At 64.9% G+C, this 14,447-nt stretch carries 12 protein-coding genes and 2 riboswitches; of the genes, 9 read left to right on the forward strand and 3 right to left on the reverse strand.

The window, feature by feature from the left end:
• Positions 1-1,036: lactate dehydrogenase (locus tag SOX55_RS05980; protein ID WP_325286532.1), on the reverse strand; the 1,036-nt coding region annotated here is incomplete at its 3' end.
• A 27-nt stretch (positions 1,037-1,063) separates the two neighbouring features.
• Positions 1,064-5,884: a nicotinate-nicotinamide nucleotide adenylyltransferase gene (locus SOX55_RS05985; protein ID WP_325286533.1), complete on the reverse strand. Its 4,821-nt coding sequence runs from the start codon at positions 5,882-5,884 to the stop codon at positions 1,064-1,066.
• A gap of 173 nt (positions 5,885-6,057) precedes the next feature.
• A riboswitch (TPP riboswitch) is annotated at positions 6,058-6,167 on the forward strand.
• Between the two features lie 67 nt (positions 6,168-6,234).
• Between SOX55_RS05985 and thiS the strand changes: the two genes are divergently transcribed.
• From thiS to tenA, 8 genes are all read left to right on the forward strand, one after another.
• The gene (gene thiS / locus SOX55_RS05990; protein WP_325286534.1) at positions 6,235-6,429 is read left to right on the forward strand and encodes a sulfur carrier protein ThiS; all 195 of its coding nucleotides are present in this window, start codon (positions 6,235-6,237) and stop codon (positions 6,427-6,429) included.
• Positions 6,413-7,069, forward strand: a complete 657-nt coding sequence (gene thiF, locus SOX55_RS05995; protein WP_325286535.1) for a thiamine biosynthesis protein ThiF — start codon at positions 6,413-6,415, stop codon at positions 7,067-7,069. The genes thiS and thiF overlap by 17 nt, the downstream gene beginning before the upstream one ends.
• Positions 7,070-7,097: 28 nt before the next feature.
• Positions 7,098-7,868, forward strand: a complete 771-nt coding sequence (locus tag SOX55_RS06000; RefSeq protein ID WP_325286536.1) for a thiazole synthase — start codon at positions 7,098-7,100, stop codon at positions 7,866-7,868.
• 12 nt (positions 7,869-7,880) lie between these two features.
• Entirely contained in the window at positions 7,881-9,134 is a 1,254-nt protein-coding gene (gene thiH, locus SOX55_RS06005) for a 2-iminoacetate synthase ThiH (protein ID WP_325286537.1), read from the forward strand.
• Positions 9,127-9,741, forward strand: coding sequence for a thiamine phosphate synthase (locus tag SOX55_RS06010; RefSeq protein ID WP_325286538.1), 615 nt, complete (start codon positions 9,127-9,129; stop codon positions 9,739-9,741). Before thiH ends, SOX55_RS06010 begins: the two co-directional genes overlap by 8 nt.
• On the forward strand, positions 9,731-10,366 hold the full coding sequence (gene thiE, locus SOX55_RS06015; protein WP_325286539.1) for a thiamine phosphate synthase: 636 nt from the start codon (positions 9,731-9,733) through the stop codon (positions 10,364-10,366). The genes SOX55_RS06010 and thiE overlap by 11 nt, the downstream gene beginning before the upstream one ends.
• 71 nt (positions 10,367-10,437) lie before the next feature.
• On the forward strand, positions 10,438-11,235 hold the full coding sequence (gene thiD / locus SOX55_RS06020) for a bifunctional hydroxymethylpyrimidine kinase/phosphomethylpyrimidine kinase (RefSeq protein WP_325286540.1): 798 nt from the start codon (positions 10,438-10,440) through the stop codon (positions 11,233-11,235).
• Entirely contained in the window at positions 11,232-11,894 is a 663-nt protein-coding gene (tenA, locus tag SOX55_RS06025; protein WP_325286541.1) for a thiaminase II, read from the forward strand. Before thiD ends, tenA begins: the two co-directional genes overlap by 4 nt.
• A 36-nt stretch (positions 11,895-11,930) precedes the next feature.
• Here tenA and SOX55_RS06030 read toward each other — a convergent pair whose 3' ends face one another.
• Positions 11,931-12,806, reverse strand: a complete 876-nt coding sequence (locus SOX55_RS06030) for a rhomboid family intramembrane serine protease (protein ID WP_325286542.1) — start codon at positions 12,804-12,806, stop codon at positions 11,931-11,933.
• Positions 12,807-12,980: 174 nt separating this feature from the next.
• Positions 12,981-13,073, forward strand: a riboswitch (SAM riboswitch).
• 91 nt (positions 13,074-13,164) lie between these two features.
• Between SOX55_RS06030 and metK the strand changes: the two genes are divergently transcribed.
• Positions 13,165-14,352, forward strand: a complete 1,188-nt coding sequence (metK, locus tag SOX55_RS06035) for a methionine adenosyltransferase (RefSeq protein ID WP_325286543.1) — start codon at positions 13,165-13,167, stop codon at positions 14,350-14,352.
• The last annotated feature ends 95 nt before the right edge of the window (positions 14,353-14,447 follow it).

Consider the following 14,447-nt stretch of genomic DNA (forward strand, 5'->3'; position numbering starts at 1 on the left):
GGGCGGCGTAGGGCTTGAAGCCCAGCTCCCGCATCTTGAGGTTGGCGGTCAGGGCCAGCTCCGTCAATTCCCGGGAACGGCTATCGTCATAGTGCGCGATGGAGTTGGCGATGACGAGGCCGCTGCCGTGGGGGCCGAAGGCCCGGCCTTCGGTTAAAAAGTCGGCAAAGCGGTCGTCCTTCTTCGCGTAGTAGGCCGCCCGGGCGTTCATGACACCCAGTCCCAGGCCCTGCACCTGTTCCGGCAGAAGGCCCAGATGGTCAGGAGTCCCGTCCTCCCCGGTGTTGGAGGCCAGCCACGCCGCCTTGCACAGGGGGTCCACCGGGTCGCTCATCACCAGAAACAGCCCCCGGTAATGCACGCTGCGGGCCATGCGGGCGTAGTGCTCCACAATGGAGCGGTTGGCCTCGAACTGAGCCATCCGCACGTCCTTCACATCGCTGCCCACGGCGGGAATGCTGCGGGTGGCGATGAAGAGAAACACATCACACTCAAAGAGGTGGTCCAGGTCCACCGGCTCCACCCCCGGGAAAGCGTCATAGTCCCAGGGGCAGGCCACCTGGCCCATCTCCGCCGTCCAGCGCTGCACGGTTTTTTCGTTCAGGTCACAGATGCCGATGGAGGCGAGACAGTCGCCTCCCAGCAGCTTCAGCGCCGTCAGCACGGTGCTGCCCACGTCTCCCACCGCCAGCAGGTTCAGCCGCTTTTTCCCGGCCCGGGGGGTGAGAAAGTCCAGGGCGTCCTGCCACCGGGGATGGCGGAGGTTGACGGCGGTGAGGGTGCCGGCGGCCAGAGACTCCGCCACCGGAGCCGGCAGCTTCGGCGCGGGGGCGTCCATGCGGTCAGGGGAGAGCCAGGACACGTCCTCCCGGGAGGCCGTCAGCTGGCGGGGGTCCGTCACCCGGAAGGCGGCGCGGCCGCTGCCGGGGTCCCGGTCCAGCAGAAACAGGGCGGGGCGGCCCTCCGGCGCCGCCGGAAAGGGCGCCGAGGGAAGCGCAGAGGCGGCCAGGGTGCCGCCGACGTCATAGTAATACATGGGTCAGACTCCTTTGATGAGGTTGGGTCACTCCAGCACCTGCCGCATCCGCACCAGCGTCAGCAGATCATGCTCCAGACACTTGGAGGCGGGCAGGTTGGGATCGTAGGACAGGCAGCTGCCCTTGTCCGGCGACAGCGGCAGGATCACCGCCTCGCTGAGGCGGGAGAGGGTCAGGATGCGGGCGTATTTTTCCCGGTAAACGCTCTCCAGAACCGCCAGAATGTCCCGGGAATTCTCAATGCAGGTGCGGGAGAAGCGGAGCACTGCCTCCCGGCTGCACTCCTTGTAGAAGCTGGGGAAGGCGTAGGGCAGAATCAGGTTCACCGCCGGGGTCAGGCCCGGCACGGAGGGGGCCACGCCGCTCACCGTGTCGCCGCCGATGAAGGGGTACATGGTGGACTCGGTGAACCAGGAGCGCAGGTTGGGGATAAAGTACACGCAGTCGGCCTTCAGACCGTGGTCCTCCACCAGGTCCCGGCCGCGGCCGGACATGAGGCCGGTGAGCACCCGGTCGATGGGCACGTCATACTTCTGCAGCAGGGGCGTCAGGGCCTTCAGACGGATGGCGGGGTGGAGCAGGTCATCCACCAGAATCACCGGGCGGCGGAAGGAGTGGATGGTGCGGATCTGGCTGTCCAGGGGGGCGTAGCCGGGGAACTCCTGAATGGTGAAGGATTTCAGGTCCGGGGCGAACACCTTGTCGGTGTGGATGGTTTTAGTGACGGTGTTGGGAATGGCGTTGCCCCGGAGGATCTTGCCGAAGGGGGCGCACATCTTGGGACCCAGCACCCGGGGATGGGTGGGCTCGGCGGGGACGCCGTTGATCTCCGTGATCTTCCGCACCAGCCGGTGGTAGATGATCTCCGCGTTGAGGGAGAGCACCAGGGTGCCGGGGTACAGGTCGCTGACCGCCCGCTGGAACCGCAGGTTGGCCCGGTACACCGCCGCCAGCACGTTGGGGTGGGAGGCAAAAGGCTCTTTCAGGGTGGTGGGGATGTTCTGAATCACCGCCACCGGGGAGCGCATGTCCGTCAGCATCAGTGTCCGGCGGCCCAGCTCCTGAGGAATGGGCAGGAAGCCGGACCGGCGCATCACGTCCTCCAGCTCCCGGGGGGCGTCCTCGGGCGGGGCGTAGACGGCGTAGCTGCAGTCATCGGACAGGGCGTGGAACAGCGCGTCGGTCAGCAGCAGCTGGGGCAGGTCATAGTGGCGGGCATACTGGGTGGAGAAGGACAGCCCGGTGATGAGGCAGATACGCCCGGCGGAGTGGTTGCGGATGTAGTCCGCCTGCTCGGCGTTGCCCAGGGCGGGGTACAGCCCCACGGAGTTGACGATCCGCATGGCCAGCACGCCGATGATGGGGTGAGGCTCGCTGCGGCTGCGCATAAGCATCAGGGAGTCCCGGGGGTCGGGGCGCACGGGGCGGGAGACGTGGCGGGCCAGGAATTCCTCTACCTCCTCCCGCAGAGCATCGTCGGGCCGGGCGGCGTAGGTGAAGTCCAGGGCGCCCACCTCCACCAGCTTTTTGTACTGGGGTTCCCGCAGGTACAGGCTGTTGCGGTAGATGTAGTCCTGGACGCTGGGGTCGATGAGGTTGGAGATATCCCGGCCCAGGTCGATGTTCTCCCGGATGCGGGTGGAGCTGATGTCCTCCAGATGGGTGGGCAGGTGCAGCTCCAGCACCTTGCCCCGGATGCAGGACAGGTCCACGCCAGTGCCGTCGGACTCGGCGGTGGCGCGGCGGAACACAATGTGGTTCAGGTACTGGACGGAGCCGGGCACCGGGTCCGTCCGGTAGGAGGAGGCGTTGGCCACCACGTCGGAGCCCACCGCCAGGTACAGCTCCCGTCCGGCGAACACCTGCTGCAGGTACTGCAGGTCCTCCGGCGTGGCCAGGTTCACGGGGATGTCATGGGGGAACAGGTACACGTCAAACTCGTCGGCGATGGACATGCTCACCAGCTGGCGGCGGATGAGGCCCGGCTGGGCCTTCTTGGACCAGGAGAACTCGTCGATGGCCAGATACACCTCGAAGCCCAGGTCCCGGATGTTCTGCACAATGCCCTTGTGGGACAGGGAGAAGGGGTCGAAGGTGCCGGGGAAGAAGGCCACCTTCTCCGGCACGGTGAAGCGGAAGTCCCCCGCGTTTACCTTGTGGGCCACGATGAAGCGGTAGATGTCCGACAGGGCGGAGGCGGTGTAGAAGAAGGTCAGCTCCTGCTGCTCGCCCTCCCGGATGAGGCAGAGAAACTTCTTGGCCACCAGGGTGAACAGGGACTCCTTCTCCTCAGCGGTGAGCACCTTGGAGGCGAACAGCCCCTTGCCCAGAATGGCCAGGGACTCCTGATGCACCGGCTCCCGGTAGGAGGAGAGGCCCTTGAGCAGCAGCCCGATCAGCAGCCGCCGCCGCTTTTCCAGCACGGCTTCCCGCTCACGGAAGCGGGGGCCGTAGGTCTGGTAGTGTTCCAGCATGGAGCCCACGGCGCTGAGGGCGGCGGCCACCACGCTGGAGCTGGGGGAGGAGAGCAGCGTCTCCATCAGGCTGATCAGCTCGTCCAGCTCCTGGGGTGTCAGCCACAGCGCCACCTGGCCCAGGTACTCGGGAATGTAGCGGGACTGCTCGAACTGGCCGGTTTCCAGCGCCTTGGAAAGCTCCACGGCGATCTCGTTGCGCTGGTCCGGGGTCAGGTGGGGGATTACCGCCAGCAGCGACATGCCCGCCTGCCGCCGGACCACCACGTGCTCACTGACCTTCATCAGGTTGGAGAAGTGGGTGGCGATGAGCAGCACGTTGTGGTTGATGCCCCGCTCCACCTGGTCCAGCAGGTACTGCACGCCCACGGATTTCAGCACCCAGTGGGTGGCGGATTTCAGATTGTTCAGGAACACGTTGCTGACCATGGCGGGGTCCGCCAGAATCTGCTCCTGCTCCGCCGTGTCAAAGCCCAGCTCCCGGCCCAGCTGCACCTGCAGGAACAGCAGCGGCACGCAGCCCTCGCAGTCCACGGCCTGGGCCTCGAGGGAGATCTGATGGCGCAGGGCCTCGTCCTTTTCCCGCAGACCCAGCAGCCGCAGGAACAGCCGCATGGCGGCGGCCTTCTGAGTGGTCTGGCCCGTCCGCAGCCAGTAGACGGCGAAGTCCATCAGCGTGTCCACGGTGGCGGTGTCGCAGTGGCTGGCGGGGAGTCCCACCGCCGTGTCCAGCAGGGCGAAGGCGGTGAGGCCGTCCATGTCCTCCGGATGGCGGAACTGGCGCAGCAGCTCCGCCATGAAGCGGGGGGCGTCGGCGGGGGAGCAGCTTTCCAGCAGGGCGTCCACCACCAGCTTGGAGGTGTAGCGGATCTTACTGGTCTGGGCGGGGGTCAGCCGCCGGTCGGGGCGGATCAGCTTTTCCAGATATTCCGCCCACAGCCGGAAGGGACGGTCGTCCTCCGGGTCGGGGTGGGCGCCCACCGGCAGCTCCTTTTTGTAGCCGGACTGGAACCGGGCCAGAATCAGGCCCATCAGCACCGAGGACTGACGGCGGATGTCGCCGTCGGAGCTGAGCAGCAGCTCATACAGGTACTCCAGGGTCTGCTCCTTCTGGGGGCCGGACAGATAGGTGAAATACTCCTCAAAGATGGACACGTAGGCCCGGACCCGGCCCCAGTCCTTCTCGCTGTGGGCCGCCTCCAGCACGCTGGCGAACAGCTGATCGTGGGAAAGGCGGTACATCAGCCGGATGTTGTGGTCCACGGCGGTGCGCCGCAGCTCCGTCACCACCTGGGGGGGCGTCAGCAGCGCGGCGTCCCTGGCCTTGCGGGGGGCGCAGCCGGAGGTGGCCAGGGTGGTGTCCACGCCGAAGGACATGAGGTACTCCTCAAAGTCATGGAGCTTGGCGTAGACAAACTGGTAGCGCAGCTTTTTGGCGGCGTCCACGTTGTCCAGCTTGGACAAAATCACGTCAAAGGCATCGTCCAGGGAGTAGATGCGGGCGATCTCATGGCCCTGGGCGTCCCGGTCCTGCTTCACCCGGAAGTCGGCGTACACCAGAATCAGGGACTCGGCGGACAGGTTCTCAATCTCCAGGTCCCAAACGGAGTGGTTGGCGGCGATATGGCCGATGGAGTGCAGTTCCCGCAGGGAGCACCACTGGTCGGTGTAGTAGTAGTGCAGGTAGGGCACCCGCTCGCCGGGGCGGCAGCCGAACTTGCCGATGTCGTGGGCGGCGGCGGCGCCGCTCATCAGCGCCAGGTCAATCAGACCGCCGCCGGCGGCGAAAGCCCGGGCCACCGTCATGGCCACGTAGTGGACGCCGGCGATATGATCCAGGGTCCGGAAGGGGGTCACCTCCCGGCCCAGCCGCAGCATCTCGTAGACATACTCCTCCCGGAAGCGGGAGAGGAACTGGCGATACTCCCGGGCGATAAAGCTCTTCTGCAGCTCCGATTCCGTGCAGAAGGAGAAGTCGTACCGGGGGTCGAAGGGAATCTCCCGCCGCTCCTCGTCCAGCAGCACCTGCAGCACCTTCAGATAGCACATGGCGGCGTCCCACTGGGCGGAGGTGTGGTCCTCATCCGCCCGGGGGTAGAGGATGGAGCAGGCCACCTTGTAGGCGTAGGCCGTCCAGCCCTCGGCAGGCTCCGGCGCGGCGCCGTCCAGCATGGGGCGGCACATCTCCGCCACCTCCCGGCAGGTCAGCCGCCGCTCCAGGGGAAACACAGGCTCCAGCACGGTCTCCCAGTCCACCAGGTGCAGCAGCCGCTGCACCTCCCGGCCGTCAATGCCCAGCTTCCGCAGAAATGCCTGCTCGCCGAAGGACAGCGACAGCTCCTCGCCGATCTCCAAAGCCAAATTGGTATCCATGCAGCCTCCGTTCTGTCCCCACCGGGGACTTGCGCCCGGCCGGCGGTTCCGGCGGCGCGCAAAACGATTTTCATGGCCTGATTATACCCCATCCGGCGGTGAGAGGAAAGGGAAAACGGGAAAAAAACAGGGGATTTTTGGCCTTGACAACGGATTGCGCCCAGACTATACTGATTAAAAAACGGGGGAGTCCGTGCGCGGCGGGCTGAGAGGAAGTCACCCAACTTCGACCCATTGACCTGATGCGGGTAATGCCGACGTAGGGAGACAGCAACATCCTTCCGGAGGCGTTCGTCAGGACGTCTCCGTTTTTTTCTTCACAATTCAGGCAACCGGAAAGGAGCATGCATATGGTCAGGATCAACGGAACCGACACCGACGCGGCCGGCAGGAGCCTGCTGGACTACCTGACAGCCTCCAACTACGACCCCAAGCGGGTGGCGGTGGAGCGCAACGGTGAAATCGTCCCCAAGGCCCAATACGGCGGGACGGTTCTGGCGGACGGCGACACACTGGAGGTGGTCAGCTTTGTTGGCGGCGGCTGACGGGCAGCCCATCCCCACCCGGGAGGAGATGCAGCGGGCGCTGGAGGCCCGCCACGGCGTGGAAGTGCAGCGCCGTTTTTCCGAGGCGTCGGTGGCGGTGTGCGGCCTGGGGGGCCTGGGCTCCAACATTGCCATCTCCCTGGCCCGGGCCGGTGTGGGGCGGCTGCACCTCATCGACTTTGACCGGGTGGACATCACCAACCTCCACCGCCAGCAGTACTCCGTGGGCCAGCTGGGTCAGTACAAGACCAAGGCCATGAAGGAGACCCTCTTCGCCATCGCCCCCTATGTGGAGGTCACCACCGACACCGTCCGCATGACGGAGAACCATCTGGAGCTGCTGCGGGATGACGGCATCATTGTGGAGGCCTTTGACAATCCGGAGGCCAAGGCCATGCTGGTGAACGGCGTGTTGGAGCGCTACCCGGAGAAGTACATGGTGGCCGGCTCCGGCATGGCGGGCATGGACTCCGGCAACCGTATCGTCACCCGGCGGGTGACGGACCGGTTCTACCTCTGCGGCGACGGCGAGAGCGACGTGGCCGCGGGCCGGGGACTGTTGGCACCCCGGGTGATGCTCTGCGCGGCCCACGAGGCATTGACGGTCCTCCGCATTCTGGCGGGGGAGTTGGATGTATGACAAGATCAGGAAAGAAGGAAATCAACCCATGAACAATGATAAACTCATCATCGGCGGACACGAATTCAGCTCCCGGTTCATTCTGGGGTCCGGCAAGTACTCCCTGAAGCTCATTGAGGCCGCGGTGCGGGACGCCGGGGCGGAGATCATCACCCTGGCGGTGCGCCGGGCCAACACCAAGGAGCACGAGAGCATTCTGGACTACATTCCCAAGGGTGTCACCCTGCTGCCCAACACCTCCGGCGCCCGGACTGCCGAGGAGGCCGTCCGCATCGCCCGCCTGGCCCGGGAGCTGGGCTGCGGCGATTTCGTGAAGATCGAGATCATGCGGGACAGCAAGTACCTGCTGCCGGACAACCAGGAGACCATCCGGGCCACCGAAATTCTGGCCAAGGAGGGCTTTGTGGTGATGCCCTACATGTATCCGGACCTGAACGCCGCCCGGGACCTGGTGAACGCCGGCGCCGCCGCCGTCATGCCCCTGGCCTCTCCCATCGGTTCCAACAAGGGCCTGGCAACGAAAGAGTTCATCCAGATTCTCATTGACGAGATCGACCTGCCCATCATCGTGGACGCCGGCATCGGCCGTCCCTCCCAGGCCTGCGAGGCCATGGAGATGGGCGCGGCGGCCATTATGGCCAACACCGCCCTGGCCACCGCCGGCGACCTGACGCTGATGGCCTCCGCCTTCCGCCAGGCCATTGAGGCGGGCCGCAAGGCGTACCTCTCCGGCTTGGGCCGGGTGCTGACCCGGGGCGCCTCCGCCTCCGATCCCCTCACCGGCTTCCTGCGGGACTGAGGAGGGACGGAGATGGAAAACCAGTTTCTTGTGGACTCGGAGTATCTGTCCCCGGCGGCGCTGGAGATCAAGCACCGTCTGGAGACGGACCCCTCCAGCCGGAAAAACCACATGGAGTACCTGCCGGGCATGGAGCGGATTCAGTCCGACGTGATGGAGAAGGTCATGAGCCAGATGGAGGCCTATGACGCCTCCCAGTACACCGCCCGGGACGTGCAGGCGGCGCTGGAGCATGAAACATGCTCCGTGGAGGACTTCAAGGCGCTGCTGTCCCCGGCGGCGGAGCCGTTTCTGGAGCGGATGGCCCAGCGGGCCCGGCTGGAAACCGGCAAGCACTTCGGCAACACCGTGTACCTCTTCACCCCGCTGTACATCGCCAACTACTGCGAAAACTACTGCGTCTACTGCGGCTTCAACTGCTACAACCACATTCACCGCATGAAGCTGAACATGGAGCAGATCGAGCATGAGATGAAGGTCATCGCCGACAGCGGCATGGAGGAAATCCTGATTCTCACCGGTGAGAGCCGCTCCATGAGCAGCGTGGAGTACATCGGCGAGGCCTGCAAGCTGGCCCGGAAGTACTTCCGCATGGTGGGCCTGGAAATCTACCCCGTCAACACCGACGAGTACCGCTACCTCCACGAGTGCGGCGCCGACTATGTCACCGTGTTCCAGGAGACCTACGACACCGTCAAGTATGAGACGCTGCACCTGCTGGGTCACAAGCGGGTGTGGCCCTACCGCTTCGAGGCCCAGGAACGGGCGCTGCGGGGCGGCATGCGGGGTGTGGCCTTCTCTGCGCTGCTGGGCCTCAGCGACTTCCGGAAGGACGCCCTGGCCAGCGCCCTCCACGTCTACTACCTCCAGCGCAAGTACCCCCAGGCGGAGATGTCCCTGTCCTGCCCCCGCCTGCGGCCCATCATCAACAACGACAAGATCAGCCCCCTGGACGTGGGAGAGAAGCAGCTGTGCCAGATTCTCTGCGCCTACCGCATCTTCCTGCCCTTCGTGGGCATCACCGTCTCCTCCCGGGAGAGCGCCCGGTTCCGCAACGGCATCGTGAAGATCGCCGCCACCAAGGTCTCTGCCGGCGTCTCCACCGGCATCGGCGACCATGAGAGCAAGTACACCGGCAAGGAGGCGGACACCCCCCAGGGCGACGAGCAGTTCGAGATCGATGATGCCCGCAGCTTCCGGACCATGTACGAGGACATGTCCGGCGAGGGACTGCAGCCGGTGTTGAACGACTACCTCTATGTCTGAGGTGCTGTGCGTCACCAACCGGACGCTGTGTGCCGGGGATTTTCCGGAGCGGATCGCCGCCGTCGCCGATCAGCGCCCCGCCGGAATCATCCTGCGGGAAAAGGACCTGCCGGAGGGGGAGTACGAGGCCCTGGCCCGGCAGGTGCTGGCCATCTGCCGGGAGCGGGGCGTCCGCTGCATCCTCCACACCTTCGTCCCGGCGGCGCTGCGGCTCCGGGCGGATGCCATCCACCTGCCTCTGCCCGTTCTGCGGCGGCTGACGGCGGCGGAAAAGGCCCGGTTTTCCGTGCTGGGGGCCTCCTGCCACTCGGTGGAGGACGCCCTGGAGGCACAACAGCTGGGCTGCACCTACATTACCGCCGGCCACGTGTTCGCCACCGACTGCAAAAAGGGCCTGCCGCCCCGGGGACTGGACTTTCTGAGGCAGGTCTGCCGGAGTGTGGACATCCCCGTCTACGCCATCGGCGGCGTCAGCGCCGGGAATTTTGCCGGGATTCTGGCCGCCGGCGCGGCGGGGGGCTGCGTCATGAGCGGCCCCATGGCCTGCGGCGACGTGGAGTCCTATTTTCAATCCTTTCGGAAGGCGGGTGAACCCCATGGAATTTAAACGAGACAGCCTGCTGCTGTACGCCGTGACCGACCGGGCCTGGGAGGGGAAACAGACCCTCCCGGAGCAGATCGAAGCTGCCCTGGCCGGCGGCGTCACCTGCGTGCAGCTGCGGGAAAAGCATCTGGACCACGACGCGTTTGTCCGGGAGGCGCTGCAGGTGAAGACCCTGTGCCGCCGGTACGGCGTACCCTTCCTCATCAATGACAACGTGGACGTGGCGCTGGAGAGCGGCGCCGACGGCGTCCACGTGGGCATCGAGGACGCGCCGGTGGCGGATATCCGCCGCCGGACGGGCCGGGACTTCATCATCGGCGCCACCGCCAAAACCGTGGACCAGGCCCGGGCGGCGGAGGCCGCCGGGGCGGACTACCTGGGGGTGGGGGCCGTGTTCCCCTCTCCCACCAAGACCAACGCCATCCGCATCACCGGGGAGCAGCTGCGGGAGATCTGCGCTTCCGTGGCCATCCCCGCCGTGGCCATCGGCGGCATCACCCTGGAAAACGCCCCGTCCCTCGCGGGCTGCGGGGCGGCGGGCATCGCCGTGGTGTCCGCCATCTTCGGCGCGGAGGACGTCCGCGCCGCCGCCGCTGCCCTGCGGCAGACGGCTCTGACCCTGATCTGACGGATCGGCGGCGCATTGGGGGCACCACCTTGCGTCGCCTAACAAAAGGAATGCTGAAAGGAGCAACCGATATGAAAACAGCATTATCCATCGCCGGAAGCGATTCCAGCGGAGGCGCCGGGATTCAGGCCGACCTCAAGACCATGACGGTGAACGGCGTCTACGCCATGAGCGCCGTCACCGCCCTGACGGCCCAGAACACCACCGGCGTCACAGACATTCTGGAGGCCACCCCGGCCTTCCTGGCCAACGAACTGGACGCCGTGTTCACCGACATTTTCCCCGACGCGGTGAAGATCGGCATGGTATCCTCCGCGGACCTCATCGCCGTCATTGCCCAAAAGCTGCGGCAATACGGGGCGAAGCACATTGTGGTGGACCCGGTGATGGTGGCCACCAGCGGCGCGGCGCTGCTGCAGCCGGAGGCGGTCAGCGCCCTGAAAGAGCAGCTGCTGCCCCTGGCGGAGGTGGCCACCCCCAACATTCCGGAGGCGGAGGTGCTGTCCGGCATGACTATCGCCTCGGCGGAGGACATGGAGGTTGCCGCCCGGGCCATCGGCGAGAAGTATGGCTGCGCCGTGCTGTGCAAGGGCGGCCACCGGGTCAATGACGCCAATGACTACCTGTGGCAGAATGGGGAGGGCCGCTGGTTCGCCGGCCGCCGCATTGACAATCCCAACACCCACGGCACCGGCTGCACCCTCTCCAGCGCCATCGCCGCCAACCTGGCCAAGGGCCTACCCCTGCCGGAGGCGGTTGCCAATGCCAAGGAATACCTGTCCGGGGCGCTGAGCGCCATGCTGGATCTGGGCAAGGGCAGCGGCCCCATGGACCACGCCTTTGTGCTGCGGGAAGGAGGACGCGTATGACCACCATGGAGCGGATGCTGTCCGCCACGAAGGACATCTGGGCACAGTACCACACCCATCCCTTTGTCACCGGACTGCGGGACGGCACGCTGGATGAAGAGAAGTTCCGGTTCTACATTGTGCAGGACTACCTGTACCTGCGGGATTACGCCCGGGTGTTCGGCGTGGGCACCGCAAAGGCCCGGGACCTGGACCTGATGCGGATTTTCGCCAACTACATCGGCGTGCTGCTGAACGGGGAGATGAACCTCCACCTGGGCTACACCGGCGCCATGTCCATCACCAGAGAGGAACTGGACACCACCCCCGTCCACCCGGTGAACCGGTCCTACACCTCCTATATGCTCCGCTGCGCCTACGAGGGCGGCGAGCCGGAGGTGCTGGCGGCGGTGCTCTCCTGCGCCTACAGCTATGAGGTCATCGCCCGCACCATGGCGGCGGAGCGGCCGGAGTCCATGGACCACCCCCTGTACGGCGAGTGGGTCCGGGGCTACTGCCACGAGGGCTACCACGCGGAAAACCAGGTGATGATTGACGCCTTTGAAAAGTGCACGAAGGACCTGAGCGAGGACCGCCTCCGCCATCTGGAGGAGATTTTCATCGCCTGCTCTCTCTACGAGCTGGACTTCTGGAACATGGCCTGGAACTGCAAGGACTGATCAAAAAGCCACCCCGCGCAGCGGGGTGGCTTTCGTTTACTGGGTAATGTGGGTGTGGTTGTAAATGTGGTCCTGGCAGTAGCAGTGGTAGCCGGCGCATTTGGAGCAGTACCGGAATTCCAGGTCCGGGAAGTCGGCGTCTGTGCGGCCGCAGATGGTGCACTTGTGGCGGTAGCCCTGGGCGGCCTCCTTGCGGCGCTGCTGCTTGGCGGCGGCCTTGAACTGGATGGTCTGGTGGGAGCTCTGGTGCCGGACCCGCTGGGTGTGGATGCCCAGGAAATCCATCATCTCCGGCCAGAAGAACACCAGGAAGTTCAGCAGGGACACCAGCGGAATCACGATGCCGATGATGTTCCCCGCCATGGCGGACTTCACCAGATCCCACAGGAAGAAAGCGCCGTAGGCCCAGGCCAGCCACTTGGCCTTCAGGGGGATGATCATCATATACATGATCCCCGCGTCGGGGAACAGCACGGCGAAGGCCAGGAACAGCGTCAGGTTCAGGTAGTAGGCGTTGGACAGCGTCAGGCCGTGGTACCCGGTGAGCAGGGCGGCCAGCACCGTTCCCAGCACCGACAGCGCCATACCGCTGAGGTAGTACAGGGTGAACTTGGCGGTGCCCCACTCCCGCTCCAGCGTGCTGCCCACGAAGTAGTAGAACGACAGCAGAATCACGAAGGTGAGGGGCCGCAGGGCGTTTGGCACGAAGACAAAGGACACCAGCCGCCACAGCTCTCCCCGGAGCAGGTGGGCCAGGTCGAAGGTCAGAAACGAGATGGCGCCGTAGTTGGAAAAGAGGTACAGCAGGTAAACCACAGCCTGTCCCGCCACCACGAACCGCATCAGGTTGGGAATGCCGAAGTTGGGGTGGCGGTAGGCGAACCGGTCAATGGACGCATTCAGCTTTCTCAAGGCAGGAACCCTCCCAGAAATCAGGATCATAACAGATATAACATACCACATGGCGGCGGAAAAGTCATGTACAAACTGTAAATCGCGGGGAAAAAACGTTTTTTTCAGTTTTCTGCCGATAGATATTGACACATACAGTCACCGCGCGTATAATGTATTCACAAATTGAATCATCCCTTATCAAGAGTGGGGGAGGGAACGGCCCGATGAACCCACGGCAACCTGCGTTGTAAGGTGCCAATTCCGACGGAAACCGACAGATGAGGAAGCAAATTGCGTCTTTTGTTGCGTGCTTCATCTGGAAGCGCGCAATTTTTTCTGTCTGCACCGCTGAGGGAAGCAAAGGAGAAGAAAAACTATGGCAAGACATTATCTGTTCACCTCCGAGTCCGTGACGGAGGGACATCCCGACAAGATCTGTGACCAGATCTCCGACGCCGTCCTGGACGCCATCCTGGAGAAGGACCCCATGGGCCGCGTGGCCTGCGAAACCACCGCCTGCACCGGCATGATTCACGTGATGGGCGAGATCACCACCTCCTGCTACGTGGACATCGCCAAAATCGCCCGGGAAGTGGTGCGGGACATCGGCTATGACCGGGGCAAGTACGGCTTCGACTGCGACACCTGCACCGTCATCACCTCCATCGACGAGCAGTCCCCCGACATCGCCATGGGCGTCAACGAGTCTCTGGAGAACCGCACCGGCGAGGAGGCCGAGCTGAACAACGGCGCCGGCGACCAGGGCATGATGTTCGGCTACGCCTGCGACGAGACCCCGGAGCTGATGCCCCTGCCGCTGTCCATGGCCCAGAAGCTGGCCCGGCGGCTCACCGATGTCCGCAAGAGCGGCCAGCTGACCTACCTGCGGCCCGACGGCAAGAGCCAGGTCACCGTGGAGTATGACGAGAACAACCGCCCCGTCCGGGTGGACACCGTGGTGGTCTCCACCCAGCATGACCCCGACGTCTCCCTGGAGACCATCCGCCGGGACATGATCGAGCAGGTCATCAAGCCCGTCATCCCCGCGGAGATGCTGGACGGGAACACCAAGTATTATGTCAACCCCACCGGCCGCTTCGTGCTGGGCGGACCCGCCGCCGACACGGGTCTCACCGGCCGGAAGATCATTGTGGATACCTATGGCGGCAGCGCCCCCCACGGCGGCGGCTGCTTCTCCGGCAAGGACCCCACCAAGGTGGACCGCTCCGCCGCCTACGCCGCCCGCTACGTGGCCAAGAACATTGTGGCCGCGGGCCTTGCCCGCCGCTGCCAGGTGGAGCTGGCCTACGCCATCGGCGTGGCCCAGCCCGTCAGCATCCTGGTGGATACCTTCGGCACCAGCACCGTGGGCGACGACAAGCTGGAGGCGGCTGTCCGCAAGGTGTTTGACCTGCGGCCCACCGCCATCATCCGGGACCTGGACCTGCGCAAGCCCATCTACCGCCAGCTGGCGGCTTACGGCCATATGGGCCGGGAGGACCTGGGCGTCTCCTGGGAAAAGACCGACCGCGTGGAGGCCCTGAAGGCCGCCGTGGCGGAATAACGGAAACGGAAAGGGCGCTGCTTGTAAAAAAGCAGCGCCTTTTTGTCGAAATCTTCACATGGAAACGAGGGGGCTTTACCCCATCTTTATGAAAA

The organism is Dysosmobacter sp. (genome assembly GCF_034093755.1).
In the GTDB taxonomy this organism is placed as follows: Bacteria; Bacillota; Clostridia; order Oscillospirales; family Oscillospiraceae; genus Oscillibacter.

What these genes read in the sequence shown, in the direction of transcription:
- thiS (WP_325286534.1), top strand. Translation starts at nt 6,235, where the DNA reads ATGGTCAGGATCAACGGAACCGACACCGACGCGGCCGGCAGGAGCCTG.
- tenA (WP_325286541.1), top strand. Translation starts at nt 11,232, where the DNA reads ATGACCACCATGGAGCGGATGCTGTCCGCCACGAAGGACATCTGGGCA.
- thiD (WP_325286540.1), top strand. Translation starts at nt 10,438, where the DNA reads ATGAAAACAGCATTATCCATCGCCGGAAGCGATTCCAGCGGAGGCGCC.
- thiE (WP_325286539.1), top strand. Translation starts at nt 9,731, where the DNA reads ATGGAATTTAAACGAGACAGCCTGCTGCTGTACGCCGTGACCGACCGG.
- SOX55_RS05985 (WP_325286533.1), bottom strand. Translation starts at nt 5,884, where the DNA reads ATGGATACCAATTTGGCTTTGGAGATCGGCGAGGAGCTGTCGCTGTCC.
- SOX55_RS06000 (WP_325286536.1), top strand. Translation starts at nt 7,098, where the DNA reads ATGAACAATGATAAACTCATCATCGGCGGACACGAATTCAGCTCCCGG.
- thiH (WP_325286537.1), top strand. Translation starts at nt 7,881, where the DNA reads ATGGAAAACCAGTTTCTTGTGGACTCGGAGTATCTGTCCCCGGCGGCG.
- metK (WP_325286543.1), top strand. Translation starts at nt 13,165, where the DNA reads ATGGCAAGACATTATCTGTTCACCTCCGAGTCCGTGACGGAGGGACAT.
- SOX55_RS06010 (WP_325286538.1), top strand. Translation starts at nt 9,127, where the DNA reads ATGTCTGAGGTGCTGTGCGTCACCAACCGGACGCTGTGTGCCGGGGAT.